This window comes from Tateyamaria sp. LSS28 (genome assembly GCF_059611725.1).
Genome location: NZ_JCAPFI010000011.1, coordinates 1 through 26,097, shown reverse-complemented (window position 1 = coordinate 26,097; position 26,097 = coordinate 1). Strand labels below are relative to the sequence as shown.

The 26,097-nt window shown below is 59.3% G+C and carries 25 protein-coding genes and 1 pseudogene; 7 read left to right on the top strand and 19 right to left on the bottom strand.

Annotated features, from left to right (window positions below):
• Positions 1-3 precede the first annotated feature (3 nt).
• Positions 4-1,518 carry an ABC transporter transmembrane domain-containing protein gene (locus AC53L6_RS22950; RefSeq protein ID WP_496909524.1) on the bottom strand — a complete coding sequence of 505 codons (1,515 nt, stop codon included), beginning with the start codon at positions 1,516-1,518 and terminating at the stop codon, positions 4-6.
• Positions 1,515-2,579 (bottom strand): P-loop NTPase family protein, encoded by a 1,065-nt coding sequence (locus AC53L6_RS22945; protein WP_299707200.1) that lies wholly within the window; start codon positions 2,577-2,579, stop codon positions 1,515-1,517. Before AC53L6_RS22945 ends, AC53L6_RS22950 begins: the two co-directional genes overlap by 4 nt.
• Positions 2,580-2,671: 92 nt before the next feature.
• On the opposite strand from AC53L6_RS22945, the gene AC53L6_RS22940 reads away from it, so the two are divergent.
• On the top strand, positions 2,672-2,899 hold the full coding sequence (locus AC53L6_RS22940; protein WP_496909562.1) for a hypothetical protein: 228 nt from the start codon (positions 2,672-2,674) through the stop codon (positions 2,897-2,899).
• Positions 2,900-3,031: 132 nt separating this feature from the next.
• On the opposite strand, the pseudogene AC53L6_RS22935 reads toward AC53L6_RS22940, so the two are convergent.
• The 12 genes and pseudogenes from AC53L6_RS22935 to AC53L6_RS22880 form a co-directional block, all read right to left on the bottom strand.
• Positions 3,032-3,238 (bottom strand): annotated as a pseudogene (locus tag AC53L6_RS22935) (EF-hand domain-containing protein); the annotation flags it as partial.
• Positions 3,239-3,445: 207 nt separating this feature from the next.
• Entirely contained in the window at positions 3,446-3,805 is a 360-nt protein-coding gene (locus AC53L6_RS22930) for a type II toxin-antitoxin system RelE/ParE family toxin (RefSeq protein WP_496909523.1), read from the bottom strand.
• Positions 3,789-4,058: a ribbon-helix-helix domain-containing protein gene (locus AC53L6_RS22925; protein WP_299210004.1), complete on the bottom strand. Its 270-nt coding sequence runs from the start codon at positions 4,056-4,058 to the stop codon at positions 3,789-3,791. Before AC53L6_RS22925 ends, AC53L6_RS22930 begins: the two co-directional genes overlap by 17 nt.
• Positions 4,059-4,121: 63 nt before the next feature.
• Entirely contained in the window at positions 4,122-5,531 is a 1,410-nt protein-coding gene (locus AC53L6_RS22920; RefSeq protein ID WP_496909522.1) for a 3'-5' exonuclease, read from the bottom strand.
• Position 5,532: 1 nt separating this feature from the next.
• The gene (locus AC53L6_RS22915; protein ID WP_496909521.1) at positions 5,533-6,051 is read right to left on the bottom strand and encodes a hypothetical protein; all 519 of its coding nucleotides are present in this window, start codon (positions 6,049-6,051) and stop codon (positions 5,533-5,535) included.
• 3 nt (positions 6,052-6,054) lie between these two features.
• The gene (locus AC53L6_RS22910) at positions 6,055-7,875 is read right to left on the bottom strand and encodes a DUF294 nucleotidyltransferase-like domain-containing protein (RefSeq protein ID WP_496909520.1); all 1,821 of its coding nucleotides are present in this window, start codon (positions 7,873-7,875) and stop codon (positions 6,055-6,057) included.
• Between the two features lie 105 nt (positions 7,876-7,980).
• On the bottom strand, positions 7,981-9,765 hold the full coding sequence (locus AC53L6_RS22905; RefSeq protein WP_299592766.1) for a sodium:solute symporter family protein: 1,785 nt from the start codon (positions 9,763-9,765) through the stop codon (positions 7,981-7,983).
• A 5-nt stretch (positions 9,766-9,770) separates the two neighbouring features.
• The gene (locus AC53L6_RS22900; protein WP_299209996.1) at positions 9,771-10,055 is read right to left on the bottom strand and encodes a DUF4212 domain-containing protein; all 285 of its coding nucleotides are present in this window, start codon (positions 10,053-10,055) and stop codon (positions 9,771-9,773) included.
• A 259-nt stretch (positions 10,056-10,314) separates the two neighbouring features.
• The gene (locus AC53L6_RS22895; RefSeq protein ID WP_496909519.1) at positions 10,315-11,001 is read right to left on the bottom strand and encodes an adenylate kinase; all 687 of its coding nucleotides are present in this window, start codon (positions 10,999-11,001) and stop codon (positions 10,315-10,317) included.
• Positions 11,001-12,974, bottom strand: a complete 1,974-nt coding sequence (gene acs, locus AC53L6_RS22890) for an acetate--CoA ligase (RefSeq protein ID WP_496909518.1) — start codon at positions 12,972-12,974, stop codon at positions 11,001-11,003. The genes AC53L6_RS22895 and acs overlap by 1 nt, the downstream gene beginning before the upstream one ends.
• 368 nt (positions 12,975-13,342) lie before the next feature.
• Positions 13,343-15,304 carry a sensor histidine kinase gene (locus AC53L6_RS22885; RefSeq protein ID WP_496909517.1) on the bottom strand — a complete coding sequence of 654 codons (1,962 nt, stop codon included), beginning with the start codon at positions 15,302-15,304 and terminating at the stop codon, positions 13,343-13,345.
• 9 nt (positions 15,305-15,313) lie between these two features.
• Positions 15,314-16,330, bottom strand: a complete 1,017-nt coding sequence (locus AC53L6_RS22880) for a replication initiation protein (protein ID WP_299707247.1) — start codon at positions 16,328-16,330, stop codon at positions 15,314-15,316.
• 617 nt (positions 16,331-16,947) lie between these two features.
• Here AC53L6_RS22880 and AC53L6_RS22875 point away from each other — a divergent pair.
• The 5 genes from AC53L6_RS22875 (at position 16,948) to AC53L6_RS22855 (ending at position 21,557) form a co-directional block, all read left to right on the top strand.
• Positions 16,948-18,153 (top strand): AAA family ATPase, encoded by a 1,206-nt coding sequence (locus AC53L6_RS22875; RefSeq protein ID WP_299707252.1) that lies wholly within the window; start codon positions 16,948-16,950, stop codon positions 18,151-18,153.
• On the top strand, positions 18,150-19,139 hold the full coding sequence (locus AC53L6_RS22870; protein WP_496909516.1) for a ParB/RepB/Spo0J family partition protein: 990 nt from the start codon (positions 18,150-18,152) through the stop codon (positions 19,137-19,139). Before AC53L6_RS22875 ends, AC53L6_RS22870 begins: the two co-directional genes overlap by 4 nt.
• Positions 19,140-19,342: 203 nt before the next feature.
• Positions 19,343-20,047, top strand: a complete 705-nt coding sequence (locus AC53L6_RS22865; protein WP_299210119.1) for an ABC transporter permease — start codon at positions 19,343-19,345, stop codon at positions 20,045-20,047.
• Positions 20,041-20,757 (top strand): ATP-binding cassette domain-containing protein, encoded by a 717-nt coding sequence (locus tag AC53L6_RS22860; protein ID WP_496909515.1) that lies wholly within the window; start codon positions 20,041-20,043, stop codon positions 20,755-20,757. Before AC53L6_RS22865 ends, AC53L6_RS22860 begins: the two co-directional genes overlap by 7 nt.
• Positions 20,754-21,557, top strand: coding sequence for an ABC transporter substrate-binding protein (locus tag AC53L6_RS22855; protein WP_496909514.1), 804 nt, complete (start codon positions 20,754-20,756; stop codon positions 21,555-21,557). The genes AC53L6_RS22860 and AC53L6_RS22855 overlap by 4 nt, the downstream gene beginning before the upstream one ends.
• A 115-nt stretch (positions 21,558-21,672) precedes the next feature.
• Here AC53L6_RS22855 and AC53L6_RS22850 read toward each other — a convergent pair whose 3' ends face one another.
• The 4 genes from AC53L6_RS22850 to AC53L6_RS22835 are packed head-to-tail and all read right to left on the bottom strand — an operon-like array spanning position 21,673 to position 24,118.
• Complete coding sequence (locus tag AC53L6_RS22850) at positions 21,673-22,158, bottom strand: DUF6505 family protein (protein ID WP_496909513.1); 486 nt, start codon at positions 22,156-22,158, stop codon at positions 21,673-21,675.
• Positions 22,155-22,865: a biotin/lipoate--protein ligase family protein gene (locus AC53L6_RS22845; protein ID WP_496909512.1), complete on the bottom strand. Its 711-nt coding sequence runs from the start codon at positions 22,863-22,865 to the stop codon at positions 22,155-22,157. The genes AC53L6_RS22850 and AC53L6_RS22845 overlap by 4 nt, the downstream gene beginning before the upstream one ends.
• A complete protein-coding gene (locus AC53L6_RS22840) occupies positions 22,862-23,923 on the bottom strand; it encodes an Mrp/NBP35 family ATP-binding protein (protein WP_496909511.1) in 1,062 nt (353 codons plus the stop codon). The genes AC53L6_RS22845 and AC53L6_RS22840 overlap by 4 nt, the downstream gene beginning before the upstream one ends.
• A 3-nt stretch (positions 23,924-23,926) precedes the next feature.
• Positions 23,927-24,118 carry a DUF6494 family protein gene (locus AC53L6_RS22835; protein ID WP_299775043.1) on the bottom strand — a complete coding sequence of 64 codons (192 nt, stop codon included), beginning with the start codon at positions 24,116-24,118 and terminating at the stop codon, positions 23,927-23,929.
• A gap of 57 nt (positions 24,119-24,175) precedes the next feature.
• On the opposite strand from AC53L6_RS22835, the gene AC53L6_RS22830 reads away from it, so the two are divergent.
• Complete coding sequence (locus AC53L6_RS22830) at positions 24,176-24,907, top strand: hypothetical protein (RefSeq protein ID WP_496909510.1); 732 nt, start codon at positions 24,176-24,178, stop codon at positions 24,905-24,907.
• On the opposite strand, the gene AC53L6_RS22825 is transcribed toward AC53L6_RS22830, so the two are convergent.
• Positions 24,901-26,097 (bottom strand): 4Fe-4S binding protein (locus AC53L6_RS22825; protein WP_496909509.1); only part of this gene is annotated, 1,197 nt, incomplete at its 5' end. The two genes, AC53L6_RS22830 and AC53L6_RS22825, sit on opposite strands and share 7 nt — an antisense overlap.

Sequence of the window (26,097 nt, the reverse complement as noted above, 5' to 3'; positions counted from 1 at the left end):
CCTTCAGTACGAAGTAGCAGTGCAAGTGTTTGTTGGCTCCGCGAGTATAACGGTTGCCCGGGTCAGGTGTCGCAGCGTGTCCAGAAGCATGTCCCGGTCCGGGTCTGCGGCCCAGCGTAGAGATGAAATGATGATGACATCAGCCTGCCCAAGGACCGCGCGCGCAAGGTCCAAGCGCAACGTTTGCGCAGCGGTCAGGTTCCTTCCATTCTCTGCAAGGCGTTGATCAAGGCCGTCGGGTGCACGCAACACCTCATTCAAGTCAAATGCAGCAAGGGCTTGTTGGATCACGCCGTCCGTTGGGCGCTTTGGTGCACCAAGGGTCACGGACCTTCTCAGGCTGCCTTGCAGACCGACATGCTCGTCACCGATGTAGCTGATCTTTGGCGAACGTGTTTGACTGCCGAAACGGAGATCGACCGCGCCGTGCGTATCCAGACCCGCGATCACACGCGCGCATAGGCGGGCATACGAGCCTCTCAAATGAGTGACCTTTCCAGCACCAGCAGAGAAACTGACAGGCTGTCCGTCTACCTGGCCTTCCAAAGTGACCGAGATCGGCTCGCTCTTGGGTTTTGACCGCCGTTTGACTGTCGGTTCGTCCAACAACCTTTGTGCCTTTTCCCGTGCGACACGCCACGCGCAATAGCGGTCCCAAGATGCAGCAAGGTCCTGCAGCGGCAGCGCAACAATGGCGAGGACCGACATGCATGCCGCGGCAGTTGCGGGTGCAAGACCATTCTGACCGGCCAGCCAAAGCATGAGAAGCCCGGACAATGCCGTCCCGACCTTAAGCAAGGTTTGGAGCCCAGCGGTCCGCCCACGGCGAGACACCGCATCACCTTTCAAAGCGGCACCCTTCTCATCAAGGGCGCGCAGCTCCTTGTTTGTGCGTCCCATAAGATCCAGTTCGGGGGCAATCGCAATGCGTTCGATCATCGAAATAGCAATATTGGCACGACGCTTTCTCAGCTTGCGGTGGCGCTGTTCCAGATGCCAGGCTGTGATGCACATGATCGCCAACGCAACGCCAAGGGGGACAAGCCCTGTTCCGGCGAGGGTGGGATTGAGGCTGAACAGGATCCACATGGCACCGGGCAAGACGACAATGGCAGACAATACATCAGGCAAACCGCGTCCGAACCAAAGGCGGGCAGCAGCCAGGTCACCAACAAAGCGAAGGGACAACGCGCCGACCCGACGCTCCTCGTGACGCGCTTTCGGAAGGCGGGCGATCTGGGAATAGAGTGTCCGGCGAAGTGCAATCGCATAGCTCTGCCCCAAAGCCTCCGCACGCCTGCGTGCAAACAAATGGCACAACGCTGCAAGCAGTCCGGCGGCCCCTAATTCAGCAACTGTCTGCATGGGCAATGACTGTTGTGAATGAAGCGCCATGAAAGCGTCCCGTGTTGCAAAAGCACCCACGGCAAGCGCGATCGCCTGAACAATGGCGCACGATATGATCAGGACCGCATCGATGACGCGGTCCTGAGTGGCAATTGACGGCAGGGAGGTCATGCCGCCACACCTTGATGGTCCCGGCGCATCAATGGTGCGACATGCAGCGCAATCGCCTCTGGCGACCACAGATCTTCGCGTGACAGAATGGGCAAGCCGGTCACCTCGGCCGCTTCTGCGGTTGCAAGCGGAGAGCAGCTCACCATTCCCGATATTGCAAATGGCGTAAGCTGCAGGCGTTCAAGTACCATCACGCCACCCAGTGCACTCAGCGCATCGGGGGCAGCAAATAGGATACCATCCAGACGATCGCGGATATGCGAGGCCTTCAGGATGTCACGCGTTTCCTGTTGAAACACACCGTCCGCAATTTCGACGACAACCACTTCGGCACCGCGCGCGGCTGCCGTACTGACCAGCGTGTCAAAACCCTGTTCGATCTGCTCAAGCGGCCTACGGAAGGTGGTCGCCATGCCAACGTCGGTAAAGTCGAGCGCAGGGGCACCACCATCCTCAAAACTGTTGAAGTCACCAAAGGCACCCGTACCGGTGGCTTTGACACCTGCCACCGAATACCCGGACCGCATAAGCCCATGGGCGAGGCTTGAGGCGGCGGTGGTCTTACCCGAGTTCATCGAGGCACCGAAAACCCCAATCACCGTCACGCGGTCATTGGCTGGCAGAGGCGGCAGTGCATAGTCCGCGACATTCATCACGCGACCGTGTTCGCCGGTTAAAAGACCCAAAGGCTTCAACCGGGTGGCATCGTCCATAAAGTCATGTGCGGCATCAATGCGTCCGGCAACACCGCCGCCCGCAACCAAGTCGATCAGATCGTCGTCGATGATGGCACTCGCCAGGAACTGATCAGGCGCATAACGGTCACCCAGACACACGACGACCAGATCTCCGGGGTAGCTTAGCGAAACACGTCGCTCTGCCAGTTGCAGTTTCTTGTGTTGGCCGATCTCGACGATTTCGCACAGCATCAGATCACCGGCCTTGGCTGTCTGAAAACTGACGGACAGACCCCGGACGTCGCTGCGATCAACGCGCCGCGTTGTGAACGCCCATTTCGCGATCTCGCAGAGGGCGGGGGTCAAAGGATAAATCTTGGTCATTGGTTTGCTCCGTAGTGTAGCGTTTGAATGACCTTTGTTTCGCCGACCCGGATGATGGCTGTCCGGCAGACAAATGAACCGCTGCCGGAAATGTGGATGAACGCAAGATGAACGGTGGCGTTCACCGGATCAGCGTATCCGCAATCAATGGCTGGGGGATTCTCACCCTAGTCATCATTGTCACCATCGTCTCCACCTCCATCGTCACCGCCGCCGTCTCCACCTCCCCCGTCGCTGCCGCCGCCATTGTCATCATCATCGTCTCTTTCATCCCGATCATCGTCGTCGTCATCATCATCATCGTTGTCGTCGGCATCTGAACCACGGCGGCTTGTTCCCTCTTCGGGTTCGTCGCGCGCGCCTCTGCGAATCTCACCAATGGTGATTCTGTTGTCACCGTTGTGGTCATTGGTTCGCATCAGCTGTCTGGCGCCGTCGCGCCCAAAGGCCGCCACCAATTCATCAAAGCTGAGCATTCCGTCGGAATTAGTGTCCACAGATCGGAAACTCGCCGATTGACAAAGTGCCGCCGAAGACGATGCGAAACTGACAACAAGCGCAAAGAGCAGGCTCTTTGGAAGCCTGCGCGGGCGAACCGATACGTCCGCCGCAGCAATGGCGTGACCGCCATCTGCGTGCTTGCTGGTTCTGTACACCATTCTATGCCCGATACTACCCGCGTTACATGCAGGGTATGCCCCAAAAGCAGTAGTAAGTTGCATTTGTGGATGAACGTTAGCCACTACCAAAGATGAACGCCAGATGAACAGCATCCGATGCCCTACATCCTGGATACAATCAGGCGATCTTCCGCAACTCTATGCGAAATCAAGGTGCTGACTGCTTATAAATTAACATAATTAAGCTTACAGGCTGTTTTTCACAATCCGTTGCAGGATGTGCGACCGATGGTTTTGACCACCAAAAAAGATACCCAGAACGCGCACCTCCATCCGTTCCGCGTCCGAAATAAAGTAGAAGACGGCGCTATCCTTGGTCACATGCCGCAGCCCATCCATGATCTGCGGCACCAGCGTGCCCTGGAACGGCACATCGCCCAGACCGGCTAGTGCATCCTCGACACCGCGCACGCGACTGGCCGCACGATTTATAGCATCATCAATCGGCTCGCCAAGATCGCGGTATGATTGGAACAGATGATCAAAGATGACTTCGATATCCGCGTCACAAGCTGCGCTGCGGAGAACCTTAAACCCTGTGGGCACGAGTTTTGGCCGCAATCATATCCTCGGTTCGGGCGCGTCCCTCATCCGCCGCCACAAATGGGCCTGCCGCCCGCTCGGCGAAAAAGGCCTGTAGCGCGGCCAGCTCTGCCGCTTCACGCTCTTTCTCGGACCGGACGAGTTCAAGACCGCGCTGCACAACCGCGCTAACGCTGGCATATTGCCCATCCGCAACCAATCGGCGGGTAAACTCATCCTGTTGATCCGTGATCGATACAGAGGCTTTCACAGACATGGCATGTCTCCCATTGCTACTCAGTAGTATAAAGGGGCAAAATGGTCCGACGCAAGAGATGCATCAGTTCAAATCCTGCAGCAGCCTTCCATGCTTTTTGCTTTCTGCAATCACATCCGAAAGCCTACGCAGCCCTTTTCCTTCCAGAAGCGGGATCAGCTTGACCAATGCTTCCGCAGTCACTTGCGCATCGCCCAAGGCCGTGTGTCGCAGTTCGGACGGTATGATGATCTCAAGGCGGTCACATAGCGCATCCAGCGTGTGTTCTTCGGTCGTACCGAAGACAATCGCGGACAAAAGGACGGTGTCCAGAACGGGATGATCCCATGTCACACCCATCCCTCCCTCGGCACGGCGCAAAAACGCCAGATCAAATGGGGCGTTATGCGCGACCAGAACCGCATCATGGCAGAACCCATGCAACGCACGGCCCGCCGTGGCGAAATCTGGCGCCCCTACGACATGGGCATCCGACACACGGTGCACCGCCGTCGATGCAGGGGGTATCGGACGGCCAGGATCGACATAACTGTCAAGCACTTCGCCTTCGACAATCCGTCCGTTCAAAACACGTACCGCCCCCAACTGCACCACGTCGTCCTTGTCAGTGGACAGACCCGTTGTTTCGGAATCAAACGCCACAAAACACAGCTCGGACAACGCCGTGTCCTGCATGTCTACGCCGTCACCGGCATTCAAGAGATCAAAGTCATAGACCAGCGGGCGCGCCGCCTCGGGCTTCAAGGGCACCTCGGGCATGTCGATCAGCAGCATGTACCCTGCCCCATCCAGCGGCTTCAGCTTCGCCATAAATGTCGTTTTTGCGTCCTTGTCCCGTAGGTCAAAGGCCACCTCGCCCCCCATCTGGTTCAGCGTGGACTTCGCCCGCCCCAGATCAGCCGCATAGAAGTAGTCAACCAAAGGTGCTTTGAGGCGCGGGGGCGCAATGCCAGACAAGATGTCCGCTGCCTGCCCGTCGTACAGGACGATCCCCATACGCTCGTTCACCATGATCGTGGCAACCGGAATCTCGGTCAAAAGAGCGGTCAGACGTTCGGCCTCTGCCTGCAGTCGCGCAGTCTTGTGCGCCACGGCGGATGCTGTGTCCATGACGCGTGAGCTAAGCGTGTGCGATACGGCCTGCGCAGCCGGAGCAAGATCCCCAAGGTAACGAGCCGCATCCACATCCAACTCTCCCTCAACACCTGAATGTGCCCGCAGCCTCAAGTTGGCAGCAAGCGTGTTGATCGGCTTGGCAACATTCTCATCGAACAAAAGCCAGATCACGAGAGCCAACCCGGTGTTGAGAAATGCGAAGACAACAAAGGCCGTCACGAATGGTCCGGTCGGCAATGTGGGCTCGGCGCGCACCCATCCAAAGTACAGCGCCCCTGCCGCCAGCCCTGCCCCGCCTGCCGCCACAAGGCAGAAAAACAGGAAAATGCGCAAGCGCAGGGAAAGGCGCGTCAACATGTCAGGTCTCGCACACCATCGTCAGGATTGGATCATCGCCGGGCATCGCCTGCCAGTCTGCATCGACAACCGCACCATCAGCCGAAAAATCCGCACCATCGATCAGAATCGCCGACCGCGCTTCGGCACAATCCAGCAACAGGGGCATCTGGTTCACAGGCGACCAGCGCCCAAAAAAGTACAAATCCACCAAGCGCTGATCCGGCTGTGCCTCGTTCCGGCGCAGGTTCGCCATGTCCACCGCCACAAACCGTTTTGTATACGGGTAGGCTTGCGTCCAGGGTCGCAGCCAGCTCTGCTCATCCACCGTCATCGCAATCTCGACACCTTTGGGCAGCCGCTCTGCCGTGCGTCCGAACCACGTGTATTCGTTGGAAATGGTCATGCCGATCATCCCGGCCCCCGCCGCGACGGGCATCAGCCACTTGGGCAAGCGCTTGCCCAATGCGATGTTCAGCACCATGACAAGGCCCGCACAGCCGATCCCGGCAAAAACGGTGGCGATCAATTCTACAAACATGGATTACCCCAACGCCCCTTTGCCTGTGCCAATGGCCGACTGCATGGTTTTGACCACCACGAACGCGTCCCGCAAGTGGCTGCGCTCGAAATCCGACAGGGTCGCAGGAGACAGGTAGTTGTCCGGCCCCTGCCCCGCCTTCACCTGTGCAGCCTGATGTTCCAGCCGCGTAGTGGCGATCAGGTCATAGGCATCCAGCAGGTCAGCGCCACCCGTGGCAGATAGCCCACCTGCGGCCATTGCCGCTTCGATCCGCGCGCGGGTGTTCACGGCTGTTAGCTGCCCCTGCAAGGCATAGACCCGGCCCAGATCAACGACCGGCACCACACCATTGTGCTTCAGGTCCAACCGATTGCGATGCTCTCCCGACCGGATGGTCGCCAGCCCACGCAGCATCCCCAAAGGAGGGTAATGCTTGAGCGAGTTGGCAATCAGGTGCGCCACAAAAATCGAGTTGCGCGACGCCTTCGCCAACGTCTCGGCCTGCAGGTCGTCAAACAGGCTTTCGTCTCCGCCGATGGGCCGCAGATCGAACATGACCGAGGCCAGCATCTGCGCCTCGGGATTGGGTTTAGCGATCCAACCGGTAAAGTACGCGCGCCAGACAGACAACGGCTGACGCCAACGCGGGTTGGTCGCCATCATGTCGCCGGGGCAATAGATATAGCCACAGGTATTGAGCCCATCGCAAACAATCCGCGCCAGTTTCGCAAAATAGGGCAAGTCCGCATCCGTCGCGTCATCGGACAAGATCAGGCAATTGTCCTGATCCGACACACCCGCCTGCTCCCGCCGACCCTGAGATCCACAGGCCAGCCACAGATACGGAACAGGCGGAGCACCCAACTCTGCCTCAGCCAAAGACAACAAACGACGGGTCACTGTATCGGCAATATCGGTGATCAGACGCGTGACAACATCATGCCGGGTCCCCATGCTCACCAGCTGTGCCAACAGCGCCGGGATCTCGGCCGTGACACGTGCCATGGCAGGCGCATCATCCGCCTCGGCCACACGGCGCACCAGATCGGCAGAGGACAACGCTTGAAACCGCGTCAAGTCTGTCTGAGTGACAATGCCCAACAGCTGCCCATCTTCGACAATGGGCACGTGGCCAATGCGCCGTTCCATCATCATGTGCAGCACATCCATACCCAACGCACTTGGCGGCAGGGTCAGGGGATCGGGCGTCATGATTGTAGACACAGCCTGACCAGAATCCACACCACCGGCAACAACCTTGGCATTCATGTCACGGACCGTGACGATCCCCTGAAAACACTCCGACCCCGCCACACAGATGGATGAGATATGGTGCTGTGCCATCTGCTGCGCCGCCGCACGGATCGTATCATCCGGCAGGCATGTGACCGGATCACGGGTCATCAACTGATCAACGGGTAAAACCGTCAAATCCTTTGCCGCCGCCTGCGCCGGACGACGACGATCAAAGAACCGTGCCACCTTGGGATGCTCACGGATCAATTCGTGCAACACCTGGGCCGGTACCAGGATCAGCGTTGTCTGACCAATCGCGACAGCCGTGCGCTGTGATGGGCCACCTCGCAGCAAAGCGCGTTCACCAAATGAGTTGCGCGGGCCCAATAGGGACAATTGCACATCCGTCTCATCCGTGACCTCAACCTCGCCCGCAACGATGACATAAAGATACCGGATCGCGTCCCCGACCTGAAACACGGGCACGCCGTCGGCAAATGTCTCGACCGTGCACCTACCAACCAGTGTCTTCAGATCATCCGCGCTCAGCGCGTCATAAGGATGGACCGAGGCCAGGAATTGCGCGTGTTCAGTCTCAAGAGGCATCACATCACCCTGCGGAGGACAAAAACCTGCCCACGAGGATCGCGGACAGGTTCAGGATCAAAAGGCGCATCGCAGGGAAGAGAGACTGCGATGCGCCCGAGGGCCTTAGTGGTCCGCGGCTGCGGTACCCGCCCCGCGGGGGATACGCACGCTTTCCACCAGGTCCTTGATCTCTTGCGGGGTTTCCTTGGTCATGCCGGACACCACGTACGCTGTGGCGAAGTTGACCATGGCCCCGATCGCGCCGAACGATGTCGACTTGATCGGCCCCAACAGTGGATTGTCATCCGTGAACATGTTGGTGTCCGGGATAAAGAACCAACCCTTGTGCAAGAAGATATAGAGCAAGGTCACAACCAGACCGGCCAGCATGCCAGCCACAGCCCCCACATTGTTGATGCGGGTCGAGAAGATGCCCATCATCAGCGCAGGGAAGATCGACGCCGCCGCCAGACCAAAGGCCAGCGCCACCGTCTGGGCCGCAAAGCCCGGCGGGTTCAAGCCCAGGATCACGGCCACCACAATCGCCGCCGCCATTGAAATACGGGCCGCAAGCAGCTCGGACTTCTCTGACATGTTCGGCGTCAGCTGACCCTTCAACAGGTCGTGGGACACCGCGGAAGAGATCGCCAGAAGCAGACCTGCCGCCGTGGACAGAGCCGCCGCAAGGCCACCCGCGGCCACAAGGCCGATCACCCAACCCGGAAGGGACGCAATCTCTGGGTTCGCCAGCACCAGAATATCCCGGTTGAACTTGGTCAACTCATTGCCCACCCATCCGTTCTCGGCCGCCTTGGCCTGCAGATCAGCATTTTCGTCGTTGTAATACTGGATCAGGCCGTCGCCGTTCTTGTCTTCCCAATCTAGCAGACCGGTTTGCTGCCATGTCTCCATCCAGGCATATTCCGGATCGCTATCGATTTGCTCGACACTCACCGCCGCATTGTCGATCCCATTGGGCCACATCAGTTCCGAGATGTTCAGGCGTGCCATCGCACCCACGGCAGGCGCGGTCAGGTACAACAGGGCGATGAACACAAGCGTCCAACCGGCAGACCAGCGCGCATCCGACACTTTGGGCACAGTAAAGAAGCGCATGATGACGTGGGGCAGACCCGCCGTCCCGATCATCAGGGACAAGGTGAAAAGTACCATGTTCAGAGTGGATCCATGGGCCGCCGTGTACTCGGCAAAGCCAAGATCGGTCACGATCTGGTCGAGCTTGGCCAGTAGCGGCTCACCACTTTCAGTCGATCCAAACAGACCCAACGCGGGGATTGGGTTGCCCGTCAGTTGCAACGAGATGAAAACCGCCGGAATGGTATAGGCAGTGATCAGAACACAGTACTGCGCCACCTGCGTGTACGTCACACCTTTCATGCCGCCAAACACGGCATAGGCAAACACCACGCAAGACCCGATCAGCAGCCCCCATGTCGCATCAATCTCAAGGAAGCGACCAAAGGCGATGCCGACGCCTTGCATCTGGCCGATCACATAGGTGATCGACGCCACCAGCAGGCAGATCACGGCCACCATGCGGGCCGATGAGCTATAGAAACGATCGCCGATGAATTCAGACACCGTGAACTTGCCGAACTTCCGCAGGTAAGGCGCCAGAAGCAGCGCAAGCAGCACATAACCGCCCGTCCACCCCATCAAGTAGGATGAATTGTCGTAGCCGGTAAAGGCGATCAGGCCCGCCATCGAGATGAACGAGGCCGCCGACATCCAGTCCGCCGCCGTGGCCATCCCGTTGGTGACTGGGTGCACGCCGCGACCCGCGGCGTAGAACTCGCTGGTCGAGCCCGCGCGGGCCCAAACAGCGATGCCGATGTAGAGCGCAAAGGACGCGCCAACAAACAGCAGGTTGAGTGTAAACTGGTCCATCGTTCTTACTCCTCGTCCACGCCGTATTGCTTATCGAGCCTGTTCATCCGCCAAGCGTAGAAAAAGATCAGCACCAGAAAGACGATGATCGAACCCTGCTGCGCAAACCAAAAGCCCAGGTCCGTGCCACCCACGGAAATTCCGCTCAGGACTGGCCTGAGGACGATGCCAAAGCCAAAGGACACAAGGGCCCAGATCACCAGCGAAATTAAGATCATGCGGACATTGGCCGCCCAATAGCCTTTGTCCCTCTCCGTGACTTGAGCAATGTTTGTCGTTTCCTCCGACATCGTAGCTCCTCCTATCGTTTCCGTTGCGGGGCGCGCGTGGCCCCTTTGGTCTATGGCACCCGAATGATGTTGCGGGTTGCCTTCGAAATTTCAGTCACTGTGCTGCGCCTTGCGGCCGTCAGCGATGACCCAGATCAAGGCAGGCACAGCGATCTTTCCCGGCCCCCAAGTACACGGGGACCTATCTGCGCCCTCGCGGGGCGCAGCCACGGCCAAATACACAGCCGCGTTTTTCAATGTCGTCAGGCGGGTTCGGGCGTCAGCCCTCAGCCTCCCGCACCATCCCCGAAAGGGTAGCCGCGATTGCGTCGATCTCTCCCATCGCATCCAGGGATTGCAGCACACCCTTGCCCTCGTAATAGGCAATCAGCGGCGCTGTCTGTTTGTGATACTCGGTCAGCCGTTGGGCGACCGTTTCGGCATTGTCATCGGCCCGGCGTTTCATACGGGTACTCCCGCATTTGTCACAGGTGCCCAACACAGCCGTAGGCTTGTGCACGTCATGATAGCCTTCACCACAGTCCCCGCAGGTGAAACGGCCCGAGATACGGGCGACCATCGCTGCGTCGTCAACCTCAAGGCTGATCGCGGCATTGATGTGCTGCCCAGCTTCGGCCAGCAATTCGTCCAGCGCTTCAGCCTGCCCAGTCGTGCGGGGAAATCCGTCAAGGATCACGCCGTGGCCACAGTCCTCATCGCCCAAGCGGTCTTTGAGAATGGCAATGACGATTTCGTCGCTCACCAGCCCGCCCGCTTCCATCACAGCTTTCGCCGCCTCGCCAGCGTCCGTGCCCGCAGCCGCAGCGGCCCGCAGCAGATCGCCGGTGGAAAGCTGCACAAAGCCATGGGCGTCTTGCAGCATCCGCGCTTGGGTCCCCTTCCCCGCTCCGGGCGGTCCAAGCAGGATGAAAACAGGCGCCGTGGCCGTTACCTGAGCACCATCCATCAGACATCACTCCGGTTCATACGGTTTTCGATCAGATCTTCGACGACCGACGGGTCGGCAAGGGTCGAGGTATCGCCCAACGCCCCAAAGTCATCCTCGGCAATCTTGCGCAGAATGCGGCGCATGATCTTGCCCGAGCGTGTCTTGGGCAGGCCCGGCGCCCATTGGATCAGGTCGGGCTTGGCAATCGGACCAATCTCGGTCCGGACCCAGACCTCCAGCTCCTTGCGCAGCGCGTCGCTGGGCTCTTCGCCGTTCATCAAGGTGACATAGGCGTAGATGCCCTGCCCTTTCACCTCATGCGGATAACCCACCACGGCACTTTCCGCGACCTTGGCATGGGCCACCAGCGCGCTTTCAACTTCGGCCGTGCCCATCCGGTGACCGGACACGTTGATCACATCATCGACGCGACCAGTGATCCAGTAGTCACCATCGTCATCCCGACGACAGCCATCGCCCGAGAAATAGTAGCCTTTGTAGTCACCGAAATATGTCTTTTCGAAGCGCTCATGGTCACCCCAGACGGTGCGCATCTGACCGGGCCAGCTGTCCTTGATACAAAGGACCCCTTCGATCCCGTTGCCGTCCAATTCCACGCCGCTCTGTGGGTCCAGAACGACAGGCTGCACGCCAAAGAACGGCTGCTGTGCCGATCCGGGTTTCAGGTCGGTAGCGCCGGGCAGCGGGGTCAGCATGTGTCCACCGGTTTCGGTCTGCCAGAACGTATCGACGATGGGGCATGTTCCCTTGCCGACAACTTCATGATACCAGGTCCACGCCTCGGGGTTGATCGGCTCACCTACCGAGCCCAGCAAACGCAGCGACGACAGATCATACTTTTCAACCCACTCATTTCCGGCACCCATCAAGGCGCGAATGGCCGTCGGCGCGGTGTAGAACTGCGTCACCTTGTGGCGCTCACACACGTCCCAGAACCGACCCGCATCGGGAAAGGTTGGCACGCCCTCGAACATGATGGTGGTCGCTCCATTGGCGAGCGGGCCATAGACGATGTAGCTGTGGCCGGTGACCCAGCCTACATCAGCAGTACACCAGAACACATCGCCTTCGTGATAATCGAATGTGTATTGATGGGTCATCGCGGCATAAGTCAGATAGCCGCCCGAAGTGTGCACAACACCCTTCGGCTGACCGGTCGAGCCGGAGGTGTAGAGGATGAACAACGGATCTTCGGCATTCATCTCGGCTGGCGCGGCGTAGTCCGACGCCTCCAGCGCCATCTCGTTGTAATCATAGTCGCGATCGGTCCAGGTCGTCTGACCCCCTGTCCGCTTCACCACCAGACACTTCACGCTGTCCTTGCAATGCAGAAGCGCCGCATCGGTGTTCGACTTAAGCGGTGTCTCTCGTCCGCCTCGGGGCGCGTAGTCAGCGGTGATGACGACCTTCGCGTCACAGCCGTTGATCCGCGCCCCAAGCGCGTCCGGGGAGAAACCAGCAAAGACAATGGAATGGATGGCACCGATGCGGGCACAGGCCAGCATCGCATAAGCGGCTTCCGGGATCATGGGGAGGTAAATGACAACCCGGTCGCCTTTGCGAACCCCAAGCTCTTCGAGGATGTTTGCCATCTTGCAAACAGAGCTGTGCAGGTCGCGATACGTAATATGTTTTGGCTCTACCTTGGACGTATCATCCGGTTCCCAGATGATCGCCGTCTGATCGCCACGCGTCTCAAGATGCCGATCGATACAATTGGCCGCCACATTCAGCGTGCCATCTTCGAACCAGCGGATGTCAATGTTGCCGGGTTCGAATGACGTATTCTTGACTGATGTATAAGGCTTGATCCAATCCAGCCGTTTGCCATGCTCCCCCCAGAACGCTTCCGCATCATCCACCGACGCAGCATACATCTTGGCATAGCCCTCCGCGTCCAAATGGGCGCGTGCCTTAGTCTCTTCCGATGGGGGGAAGGTCGCCGAATTCGGCGTGCTTTGAATATTCATGTGTCTCCTCCGGTTTGGGATCAGATCCGCTTTTCATCGGCTTCATCACCCGGGGCGTGCATCACTCGCCTGTCGAAGTTGACCATACACGGTTTTGTAAAATCATGCGTTGGGCACTGGTCTTGAACAGTTTTTTTGTAAATTTCTGTTCTGAGACACTACCCGATTTGTAAACTCTTTTAAATCAGAACAGATTTTTCCATGTTTTTCTGCGGCATAGCATTTTCCCGCAAAAATAGAACGGTATCCGTTTGTATACTGTTAGCGTAAGACAAGTTGACAGTGCTGACTGTGACAAATTGTCAGCCGACGGTAACGTATGCGGCACATACCCAGAATCACGTAGCCGGTGCGCACCTGACTCGGCGCTACGCACTGAACGACAAAGCGCCCGTTTCCTGTTCAGCTGCAGGCAACCAAATCTCGAAACAGGCGCCGCCCGCCTCCACGTTGCGCGCATTGATCAGCCCCCCTGCCCGCTGGATCAGCGTTTGCGAGATCGACAGGCCCAGACCCGTGCCCTCCGCCTGTTTGGTGGTGTAGAACGGCGCAAAGACATCATCGACCTGTTCTGGCGCGATCCCCGGCCCGGTGTCTGACACGGCCACACAGACACCGGCAACACCATCACGCTCAACATCCATGGTCTGCAGCGTGAGCACCCCTTCAGACCCCATCGCTTGCATCGCGTTCATGATCAGGTTGATCAGCACCTGCTGTAATTCACCGGGATCAATGCGTACGTCCTGCACGGCATCAAACCGTGTTTCGACGTCAATGTCAGCTTGCGAAATCACGTGATTGACCAGCACCAGACAGTCCGTCACCACGGGTTCCAAAGGCACGGTCTGCTCAAGATCCGCAAACTCCCCCGGTCGCGCAAATTGCAGCAGCTTGCCCACGATGGTCTGGATACGGGCAATCTGGCGGTCCACCAGCCCCAACTCGGTCCGGATGACGGCACTGTCTTCCCCAAGGCTCTCTCGGATCACGTCCATGTTGCCCTGAATGACGGCCACCGGGTTGTTGATCTCGTGCGCAACACCTGCGGTGATCTCACCAATCGAGGCGAGCTTCTCACTCATCACCAGTTGGCGAAACGTCTCTTCCAGCTTTTCATTGGCGCTTTGTAGCTGGGCCGTGCGCCTTTCAACGCGCACGTTCAACTCTTCGTTCAAGGTACGCAGGTCCTGGTCCCGCTCCTGTACTTGGTCCAGCAGGTCATCAAGGTGGCCGGCAACCTCTCCAATCTCGCCCGTGCCCCCCTCTTCACCATTGCGCGCTGACAGGTTGCCCCGCTGCACCAGAAACATGGTGTGGGTCATACGTTCAAGCGGGGCAAAGATGCCCTTTGCCAACCGCAAGAACACCGGCGCAGACAACAGCAGCACGGCAACAAAGGCGCCAAGGATGGCCAGGAAGGCGTTGCGCTTGGCTATGGTGAACGGCTCTTCCAGAAATCCGACATAGAGCATACCAACATAGTCGCCGAAACTGTCCGTCAGCGGCAGATAACCCGAGATGTACCAATCGTTGACGACAAATGCGCGGTCCAGCCAAGTCTGCCCTTCGCCCAGCACTTTGCCCCGGACAGCCGCCGACACGCGGGTGCCAAGCGCGCGCACATCCTCGAACAGGCGGACGTTGGTGGACACGCGTACGTCCTCCAGAAACAACGTCGCCGTCCCCTGCCGCGATCCACCGCCCGCGGCGTCCTGATACACCAGTGCATTGATCGTATCGATAAAACCAAGGTTGCGGTTCAACAGGATGCCGCCCACCAGCACGCCATCGCGCCCCGGCAAAGTCACGGGAATCGCGGAATGGATGACCATGCCACGATCCTCAACCGTACGATCCGTCGGCACAGCGGCTTCTGTATCAATGAGCGGCAGACGCGCGCGCTCCGCAAGGTTGGGCGAAATCGCGGCCAACATCTCTCCGCTGAAAATGTCGATCTCGGTGCGCCCCTGCCCTTGCGCCGCGCTTTGGATGACAGGCCAGACATCCGTCATGTTCGCGCGCGGCAGGTAGTACAGGAAATCCAGCCCAAGTGCCGCGCGCTTTTCCTCAAAGAACGCATCGCGTCCTGAGGGCGGTGTCTGTGCAAACTCGACCGACCCCGCCACGGCTTGCAGTTCATCCCCCGTCTGAACCATCAGTCGCGACAGGTATTGTTCTGCAATCCGCAGATCGCTTTCCACATTCGCAATCAGCACCTCGTCATAATCCGCCGTCCACCGCGTCATGCCCAAAAACAAGAGCAGCGGCATCAGCACGACCATCGGCGCAAGGGCCAGGATCAACAGACGGAAACGAACGGAGTTCATGGGTCCACGCTAGCGCAGCGGGTTGTTTTCCGCAAAGCTCCGGAAAAAGGCGAGGTAAGCGCGGTCCGCATCGCGCGGCGGCTCCTTGCCCTGTGCCCAGGCACGCCACTCCTTTTCGACATGGTAAATGTCGTAGCCAGGATAGCGCAGACGTGCAGTCTCGTAGGTTTCCGTGCGCAGCGCAGGGCCTGCGGCTTCCAGCCACGCGGGCCGGGGTTTCAGATTCTCGGTGGTATTGGTCATCCGCGCCTTGCGCCCGACCTTGGAGAAGGACAACTCCCGCTCCGTCTCGGCCGTCCCTGCCCCATCCTTGCGCCACCACTTCAATTCGATGTGGGTGACCCGTCGCCCGGTCTTCACCGGCTCAATCTCGACCACGTAGTCCGAAAGCATGTTCACCTCGGCCACCGCCGGTTCAATCGCCCGAAGCTTGAGGTTCGACCAAGAGGTCAGTTTGCCCTTGGGCACGCCCAGCACCCCGCGCAGGTCATCCAGCGCAAATTTTTCAGACGACCGATAACGCAGATTCCCCCGCTTCTGGATCATCTCATAAAGGGTCAGCGCATATTTGGAGCTGAGGGCAAACATCACTTCGCGCTGGAGCCGTGCAAAGACAGTCGAGTCCTTGATGATCTTCCGCAGCCGCTGCGGGATCTCGTATTCCAGCACACCATCCCGGCGCGTCGTTTCGATGTTGCCGCCCAGAAGCTGCACCCGCTCGATAGCATCTTCGCCCTCATGCGTGACCTTCACCTTGACGATGGCCGACATCAGCCGCTCGACCGACTCCCCCACCCTGTCATTGGAATTGTGCGACCCACGCAGATCGGACTTGGCAATCACATGGGTCACCGGCTTTTCGATGGCATCCCACGCGTTTTCCAAAAGCTGGTTATAGATGCGCCGGTCGGCCAGCGTCAGCGGCGTGACCTCGACCAGGTCCACCAGCTCGCCCGGCTTCACCAGACTTTGCGCATTTGGCCGGGCGTCAATCGTCCGGTATGTTTGAGATGGGCGATCCGCCATGCTGCTCTTCTCTTACCTCTGACGGGCAGTGTGACGTAAGAATAACAGCAGGCGCGGGACGCGTCCACGAAAACGAAGGCACCCAATTTGTAAGGTTAAACGCGCATAAGGGAATCAGTAGTCCCGCCAAATGATTCGAATAACGCCCAAAAATCAAAGGGCTGAGTCGCTGCTGAGACTCACCCAAAACGTAAGGATTGGAGGCCACCCGATACGTAAGCTTTGCCTCCCCAGATGTAGGAGTTATCGTCCCAAGACGTAAGCAGAACCGCCCCGGAATGTAAGTCCCAGCGCCTCTTTTCCTATGAAATTCAGCGCTTTGAGCTGAGGGAACACTGAACACTATGAAATTAGAATAGAGGGGTGTTTTCTGTTTGGGGTTTTGATTGTGTTTTGTGGCAAACGTCGGCTCACCGAAGCCAACCACGTACATAGTGGGTTCTGTCGCGCACAAGATGCGCTAAACTTCCAAACAGAGCGCAATGATCCCTCAATTTCCAACCATTGGGCGCCTATCATCCAATTTCCGCTTTTTTCGGCCGTACCCTTCAAAGTTTGCACTTGAGGCAAACGCCCGCACCCGTCATGATTCGGACCAACGCCCCCATAAGAGGTCCATGATGGAGCAGTCCGCCCTTCCCCCCGTCTCCCTTGAGGAGTTGGACAAACTTGCCACTCGCGCCTCGACAGTGATCGATCGGCTACGCGATAGGCTCTATGCGCCCGGTGCACAAAAAACGCTCGATCTGCGTTTCAACGTCAAACGCGCCGCAGACATGGTGGGACGTAGTGACAAGCTGATCCGTGATGCCGAAGCAGATGGCCGTCTCCCAATGCCGGAAAAAGACCCTAACACAGGGCGCCGCACGGGATATTCCCTCGCGGACGTCAACCGAATGCGGCAGGTGTTCGGCACCCTGCCCCACCGCGCCGACAGCGATCCGGCGATGGTGCTTGCCATCCAGAACTTCAAGGGCGGCGTCGGCAAATCCACGATGGTCTGCCACTTCGCCCAGCACCTCGCCCTGCGCGGTTACCGCGTCTGCGTCGTGGATTGTGACAGCCAGGCCAGTACCACCTCTGTCTTTGGCCTGAACCCCGACGTGGACGTAGATGAGGACGAGGACACGCTCTACCCTTTCTTCCGCCACGGCGGGCCGCAGGACCTGTCGTACGCCCTGCGCGCGACCTACTGGCCCAACATCGCGCTGATCCCTGCCAACCTCGGCCTCTATGACGCGGAATACGAATTTGCGGCCCGTATGGCACGGGAGCAGGTGTTCGTCCTCGACCGCCTGCGCAACGGGCTTGAGACGATCAAGGACCGCTTTGACGTTATCCTGCTGGACCCACCCCCTGCCCTCGGGATGCTGTCACTTTCGGTGTTGCGCGCAGCGGATGCATTAGTGATCCCTGCCCCGCCCAACAACATCGATTTTGGCTCTACCGCGCATTTTTTGAAAATGCTGGGTGCCACGCTCAACGAGCTCGCCCGCCATGGGGGTACGCGCGATTATGCCTTCGTTAAGATCCTCGCAACCAAGATGAATGACTCGAAATCAGCGCATATGGCGATCAAACGGATGATGGACGCAGTCTTTCCCCTCGACATGTTGCAATCGGTGCTCAAGGACAGCGCCGAGATCGACAATGCCGCGGCGAACCTGTCTACCGTCTACGAGCTGACCGGCCCGGCCACCCGGACCGAGACGCACAAACGCTGTCGCGCTTATCTGGATGCCGTGAACCGCGAGATCGAAGTGCTGATCCGCAAGACTTGGCCAAGCCATCACGCGCAACTGCGCAAGGAGGGACTGCTATGACCCGCAAACATGATGCCATTTTTGACGATGTTCTCAGCGATTTGGAGGCGGCGCCTGATGCGTCCGACCGCGCCGGTGCCCGCTTTCTCAAACGCACCACGGCGATCAGCGACAGGTTGGCTGGAGAGGTCGAGGAAAAGACACTGCGCTGGATCGACCCGGCCCGGTGCCGCATGTGGGAGCGGCATAACCGAGATTATGCTCTGCTGACCGAAGACAATTGCCGCGACTTGATCGACGGTATCCGTTCTCAGGGGCAGCAGGAGTTTCCTGCCATAGTGCGGCCCGTCGATGACGAGGATTATGATTTCGAAGTGATCTGCGGCGCGCGTCGGCACTTCGCTGTAAGCTGGTTGCGTGCCAACAACTACACACAGTTCAAATACCTGGTGGAAGCGCGGCAGCTGTCGGACGAAGAGGCTTTCCGGCTGGCGGATATCGAGAACCGCGACCGCGAAGACATCTCAGACTACGAACGCGCGTTGGACTATGCGGATGCGGTTGCGCGCTACTATGGTGGCAAGCAAAAGGCGATGGCCGAGCGGCTTGAGGTCAGCCAGCCGTGGCTGTCGCGCTACCTGCAATTGGCGAAGCTGCCGCAAGTCATTGTCGACGCCTTTCCGAACATCCGAGAGATCCGCGAACGGAATGCACGCGAATTGAAGCCGCTTCTGGCACAGCCGGATACAGCGCGCGCGGTGTTGGAAGAAGCGGGTGCCATTGGTCGCGAACAGGCGCGAGCCCGCACCGGGCGTGGATCCTTTGTGGATGCAGCCACAGTCATGCGGCGGTTGTCACGGGTAGGCAAACCTGCAAAGCCCAAGGCAGAACCCGATGGAAAGGTGTTCCGCCGGAGTGTCCATGACAAGGGCATTGCCGTCGTTCAAAAGGGCCGTAAGGTGCGGATCGAATTTGAAGCGGGTATGAGCCGTATGCAATTGCAGGGAGCGTTCGACGCCTACCTCAAGGCCGAGTTCGACAGCTAGTTCGGAGAATTGCCCATGGGCAATTCTTATCCTGCCCGCGGAAGTTGCCCGCGGGCAATTTTTTTGCCTGGCGGACAAACTGACCCCTAACTGTACTCGTCACAGCTCTGGCAGAGACAACCTGACAGGCTGGCATAACAGGGCTGGTATCCACACGCAAAACCGTCCAATTTCAGGAAAAAGAAACAACGGGAGGATCGGCCATCGTCGATCTATGGGAGGGTTTGCGACACGCCTTTTGGCTGGTCGTCACGTTTGATGCAGAGCTGGCAGAGATTGCGCTGCGCTCGCTCCGCGTCACCCTCACCGCATTGGTGATTGCCTGTCTGATCGCCCTGCCCCTGGCGGCCATGCTGGCTGTGCGGCGTTTTCGCTGGCGGCGGGCGACCATTGCCTTGCTCAACGCGCTGATGGGCCTGCCGCCGGTCGTTGTCGGGCTGATCGTTTACATCTTTCTGTCCCGCTCCGGTCCATTTGGCGCGCTTGGCCTGCTCTTCACACCCACGGCCATGATCGTGGCGCAGGTGATCATCATTGTTCCGTTGATAGCGTCCATTGCGCACCAGTCCTTGCGCGAGCTATGGGCCGAATACCACGACTTGCTGATCTCGATGAATGTCACGCAGGTGCAGAAAATGCGCACGCTGATCTGGGATGCCCGGCGGGCGCTGCTGACGGCAGCGCTGGCCGGGTTTGGGCGCGGGATCGGAGAGGTGGGCGCTATCATGATTGTGGGCGGTAATATCGACAATGCGACGCGCGTTCTGACCACGGCCATAGCACTTGAGACGGGCAAGGGTGAGTTCGCGCTTGCGCTCGCACTGGGGTTCGTCCTTATCGCCCTGGCCTTGGGGGTCAACCTTGCGATCCATTGGATTGGTCAGACAGAGCGGGACAGCCGATGGTGACCGAACTTTTTCCCGTGACGCTCAAGGGGGCTGAAACCTCGCGCCGTGGCAAGCGGCTGGTTGGGCCGGTGGATCTGTCCTTGGACGGGCAGGGGTTGTGCGTGGTTCTGGGTCCAAATGGCGCCGGTAAGACAACGCTTTTGCGCCTTATGCACGGAACGGCGCGCCTGACGGGGGGCACAGTGCAATGGGCCTGTGATACCGAAACGGCCCGCCATCATCAGGCGTTTGTCTTTCAGCAACCGGTCGTTCTGCGACGCACGGTCGAAGAGAACCTGACGTACCCGTTGCGCCTACGAGGCGCGGATCGAAGGACTGCGCGGACGGCGGCGCGTACATGGGCCGAACGGGTCGGATTGGGCGCGCACCTGACCCGCCGCGCCATGGTTCTGTCCGGGGGTGAACAGCAAAAACTGGCCATCGCCCGCGCTCTGATCACCGATCCGGCACTTGTGTTTCTGGACGAACCCACGGCATCGCTGGACGGACGCGCCATGCGCGAGATCGAGGCGATTCTGCTGCAAGCTAAGGCTGACGGCACGCGTCTTATTTTGTCGACACATGACATGGGTCAAGCCAGACGGATTGCGGATCGGGTAATCTTCATTCTAGGCGGCAAGGTTCACGAAACCGGCCCCGCGCAGGGGTTCTTTGACGCGCCGCAAACGCCCGAAGCACGGGCCTTTTTGAATGGAGACATCGTGGAATGAAAAAGACCCTGATACTCACGTTTTTGGCAGTTTTTGCCGCCGGGATCGCGCAGGCGGCTGATCAGATGCGTATGGCAGTGACAACGTCGTTCCACAATTCAGGGCTGGCCGATGTATTGCTGCCAGAGATTACAAAGGACCTCGATCTTGAGGTTCAGCTGCTGGTGGTCGGCACGGGGCAGGCCATCAAGCTAGGAGAGGCGGGCGATGTGGATGCGATCCTCGTGCATTCCCGCACGGCTGAAGATGCATTTGTGGACGGTGGCTACGGCACACATCGGCGTGAAATCATGTATAACGATTTTGTTTTCATTGGCCCGGCGGACGATCCGGCTGCGATTGCCGAGGCCAAAACGGCCGCTGATGCCCTTCAAAAGATTTGGTCCGCCAGTGCTGCTTTTGTAAGTCGTGGTGATGACAGCGGCACCCACAAGAAAGAACTGAGCTTGTGGGTGGATGCGGGGTTGGACGCTGACACATTCGACGCATGGTACAATGCTGTCGGTGCGGGCATGGGGGCAGCACTGAACACGGCATCGGGCCTGAACGCCTATGTGCTTTCAGACCGAGCAAGCTGGCTGAACTTCGGAAACAAAGGTGATCTGGCCCTGCTGTTTGCTGGCGACCCGGTGCTGTTCAACCAATACGCTTACCTGCCGGTCAATCCTGCGCGGCATGATCATGTCAAAACTGATCTTACGGCCAAGTTGGAAGAGTGGCTAACATCCGAGCGCGCGCAATCACTGATTGACGGGTACATGATCGACGGTGAAACGCTGTTCGTATTCAATGCAAAATAGGCTCTGACAAGTCTCTTTTGCTTCTTCTGACCGGAAATTCGGTGGGGAGCGCGCGGGACGGATAACAACCCTATCGCATTGGTCGGATTGGCAAAGCCAATTCGAAATCAAGTCTTCAGTGTCCGTGATCCGTATCCCCGTGGATCGCGAATTGATCCAGCCCGGCGTCTTGCGGTCGAATCGTCCGGAACGCTTCGCGCACACCCGCTTCCGTCAGCTCACGTGCGACCGTCAGCAGCGTGTTGGGGTCGTGGTCCTCGCAGAGATCAATCATCTGCGCCAGTTCCTCGGTCGCGACGGGTTGCGCCGCCTCAACGGATGGGGCGCCGTAATATGTCACGAAGTGTTGGGCAAGCAGGGCGGTCAGCGTTTCCAGCTCTGCCTGTTCCAGCTGGGTGACGGCAACAAAGGTCACACGCCCCCCGGTTTCCAGCCCGAACCATCCATTGGCAAAGGCCTGGCGCGCCTTGCCAGTCAGATCGCTTTCGCCCCAGTTCGAAAACTCGAACCCACCGGAAATGCACCATTCGCCGGTGCGGGCAGGGGACGCGAAAACGTTCATGTCACTTTCGTCAAAATGGATCGCGCGGGCGAGTTTCATATTTGAGCCTCCAACACGGTTATGAGCGGGATCAGGTGGGTTGTGTCTGCGTTGCGCAGCAGCATGCCGAACTCTTCGTCCACGCCCAGAAATGTACCGGTTAGAGACTGATTTTCAGTCTCTTCCCCGATACCTTCAGCCAGTCCACGCCATTCCGAGTGCAAAGATGCAGAGCCTTCATCTTCCCACCTGTTCAGCCAGTTCAGCGTGTGTCTCGACCAGGATTCGAGCAGGGTCGGTGGCGACACCTCGGCACAGCCTTCGGCAAACAGGGCGGTTTCATCCGGGGTTAGACCAGTGTCCTCGGACGCCGGGATCAGCGGAAGGGTGAAGCCCACAACGAGCCAATCCGGCACCGTCGTGGGCTCGGTTCCCGAAGCCATGGCGCGGAACTTGCCACAGCGCGCACCATTGACGCGAATACCGCCCCACCAATCCAGATGCACCGCCACCTCGGGGGGGGCCAGTGCACCAAGGGCATTTTGGAAACCCACACCGCAGAGCGGCAACATGGCAATCGCCTTGGACAATGGCACTTCGGGAGCAAAGACCAGCGCGGCCTCCATCTCGGTTGCACCCAATTTGTAAGAGATGAGGCCAGCATCACAACCGAGTGTCGCGCGCATGACCGCGTGGTCAAAGGCACCGTCCGGCGCTTCTTCGCCCCACATCAGCGGGGGAAAGGTGACCTGCGATCCGTCGCTCATGCTGCCCCCGCTGTTACGAGGCCCGCTGCGACGTCCTGAAACGCCTTGGCTTGCGGGCTGTCAGGTTGGCTGACCGTAACGGGTGCGCCGCCATCTGCGGCCAGCCTGATCTGCAGATCCAGTGGCACTTCGGCCAGCAATGGCACGTCCAGTTTCTGGGCTTCCGCCTTGACCCCACCGTGCCCAAACACGTGTTCCTCGTGCCCGCAATTGGAACAGATATGCGTGCTCATATTCTCGATCATCCCGACGATCGGCACATGCAATTGCTGGAACATGTCCACACCTTTGCGCGCGTCCAAAAGGGCCACATCCTGCGGTGTAGAGACGATTATCGCGCCATCCACGACAAACTTTTGGGCCAAAGTCATCTGCACGTCGCCGGTGCCTGGAGGCAGGTCCACCAGTAGCACATCAAGCGCGCCCCATTGCACCTGGCTCATCATCTGTTGCAACGCACCCATCAGCATGGGCCCGCGCCAGACAACCGCCTGATCCTCGTTCATCATCAGGCCGATGGACATCATTGTGACGCCATGGTTGCGCATCGGCAGGATTGTCTTGCCATCGGGGGAGGCGGGGCGACCAGACACGCCTAACATCCGGGGCTGAGAGGGGCCGTAGACATCCGCATCGAGCAGACCCACGCGCCGTCCCTGTTGCGCCAGCGCGCAGGCGAGGTTGGCCGACACGGTGGACTTACCAACGCCGCCTTTCCCCGAGGCGATCGCGAGAATGCGGTCAATGCCCGGGACCTTCTGTGGCCCTTTCGGGTCGGCAGGGCGCTGCGGTTTCAAATCGGGGGGCGGGGTCTTTTCCGTATGGCCCGTTAGTACAATCGACACGCTTTCGATGTCATCGAGCGCGCCCACTGCGGCTTCTGCCTGAGCTTTAACGCTTTCATAGACTGCGGCCTGTGCCGGGTTGATCTCCATCACGAAGCGCACGGTGCTGCCGTCGACATTCAACGCCCGCATGACGCCGGACGACACGATGTCACCCCCCGGCGCGTCGAGGCCCTTGAGGACCTCGAGAACCTGTTCTCTGCTCGTGCTCACGCGTCAGTCCTGTCCCTTGATCTCGCCTGTGACCTCGTGGGTCATGTCGAGCTCTTCGATGGTGACCACCGCTTTGACCGCGTAGGTCTTGCCGTTGCCACCCGCATTGCGCACAGCCTCTTCGATGGCCTGTTGCGAGGTCACGCCGACCTGCTTCAAGAACTTGCGCATGGACATGTTGAAATCGTCGCTCATGGGGCTTTCCCCTCCCTAACGTTGACGGATTGCGCTGGCGGGCCGTAGGCTGCCGTAATGCGCATCTTGGTTCTGATCTTGGCCTTGTTGCCGGGTTTGGCAATGGCCGATGACAAGCGGGTGGTGTTCTATGCCCCGCCTGCGTTGGTCGAGAGTGGGCTGATCAAGTATATCGCCCCGCGCTTTTCGTTGAAGACCCAGGTTAGGGTCGAAATTGCCGACGATCCGGCTGCTGCTGATCTGGTTCTTGGGCCGGACGGCAGGGCGCTGTTTTCTGGTTTGGGCCAGACGTGGCACATGGATGTGCGCAGTGAGGGCAAAGGCGCGCAGCGGTTTGCAGATTGGCTGACGTCGGATGTGGGCCGCCGCACGGTGCAGAGTTTTGCGCCCGAGGGTACGCCGATTTTTACCGAACCGAAGGCGCAAAAAATCGCTGTGACCAAGGTCGAAATGACAGGCGACGCCATTGCAGGGCAGGGCGTGTCCTGGGCAAAGTGTGGGCGCTGTCACGTGACCGAGCGGGGCAAGGACAGTTTTGGCATTGGCTCGACCCCCAGCTTCTTCGTGATGCGTGGGTTTGAGGACTGGCAGTCGCGTTTTGCGGGCTTCTATGCGCTGAAACCCCACGCGGCCTTCACCCAGCTCGAAGGTGTGACAGACCCGTTTCCCATCGACCGGCCGTCGCCCATCGCGCCCATCGAACTGACGCTCGATGATCTTGAGGCGATCCTGGCCTACGTGGCCGTGCTGGACCCTGCCGATCTGGGCAAACCGCTCGAACATCAGTGATCGCGCCGCTTTGACAGATAGTCATCCGTGGTACGCACGCGGGGGCGCTCGCCGCCCTGGAACGGGTTGTCGTCCGAATGGAACTGCGCGGTGACCCGGCAATTGTCGCACATCTGGATCATCCGCAGCTTGTCGCCTGAGAACATGGCGTGATCCTTGAGCTTGTCGGTGATCCGGTCGATGGCCGACTTTGAGCCAAAGAGTGCGCCGCATTCGATGCAGGGGAAGGGCTCTTCCTCGTTCAGCACCTCTTGGCGCAGGGCCGCGTCTGTCAGGTCGAGACGGGGTTCGTAGGTGATCGCATCCTCTGGGCAGATATTGGCGCAGAGGCCGCATTGCAGGCAGGCGTCTTCCTGGAACCTGAGCTGTGGTTTGTCCGAGTTGTCGCCAAGCGCGCCGGAGGGGCAGAGCGACACGCAGGACAGGCAGAGGGTGCAGGAATCCGTATCGACAAGCACCGCCCCGTAAGGCGCGCCATCCGGCAGTGCGATGCTGTCATTGTCGGGGTGCAAGGCCTTGGCTGCCTGCCGCGTGATCTGCCGCCGTGTGCCCATGGGCCGCACGGGCGTGGCGACGGGTGCAGGGGCCTCGGCCCCAAACAGTGCGTCGCTCATCGCATCGGGGTCGGGGGTGTCGACCAGCGCTGCCTTTCCTTCGCCAGCGATGGCATTTGTAAGAGCAATTTGTGTCTCTAACGCAGAGATATCCGCCCTGGGACCGGGCAGGAGGGTGACCGAGGCGAAGCCAGCGGCCAAGGCTGCCACCGCCTCTGCATGACCGAATGCGCCGACGGCCGTCATCTCAAGTGGCACTACGTCCGCCGGCAATCCACGGCCGTGTCGGGCAGAGAGGCGCACCATCTCGGCCCCGTGGGCGTCATGAACCAGCAAACGCGGGGCGGTGCCGCCGGCATCCAGATATGCCTTGGCCATGGTCTGCACGCGCCGCATGGTCAGATCGACGGTTGGCGCTTCATAGGTAATCGCCCCGGACGGGCAGGCGGCGGAACAAGCCCCGCAGCCCGCGCAGATCATCGGGTCGATGGCGACATGTTCGCCCGCAGAAGTAATCGCTCCGGTCGGGCAGAGGTCGAGACAGTTGGTGCACCCCGTCTGCTCGGCGCGGGAATGGGCGCAGAGCAGCGGGGTTGTCTTGACGTAGAGCGTCTTTTCGAACGTGCCGGTGAGATG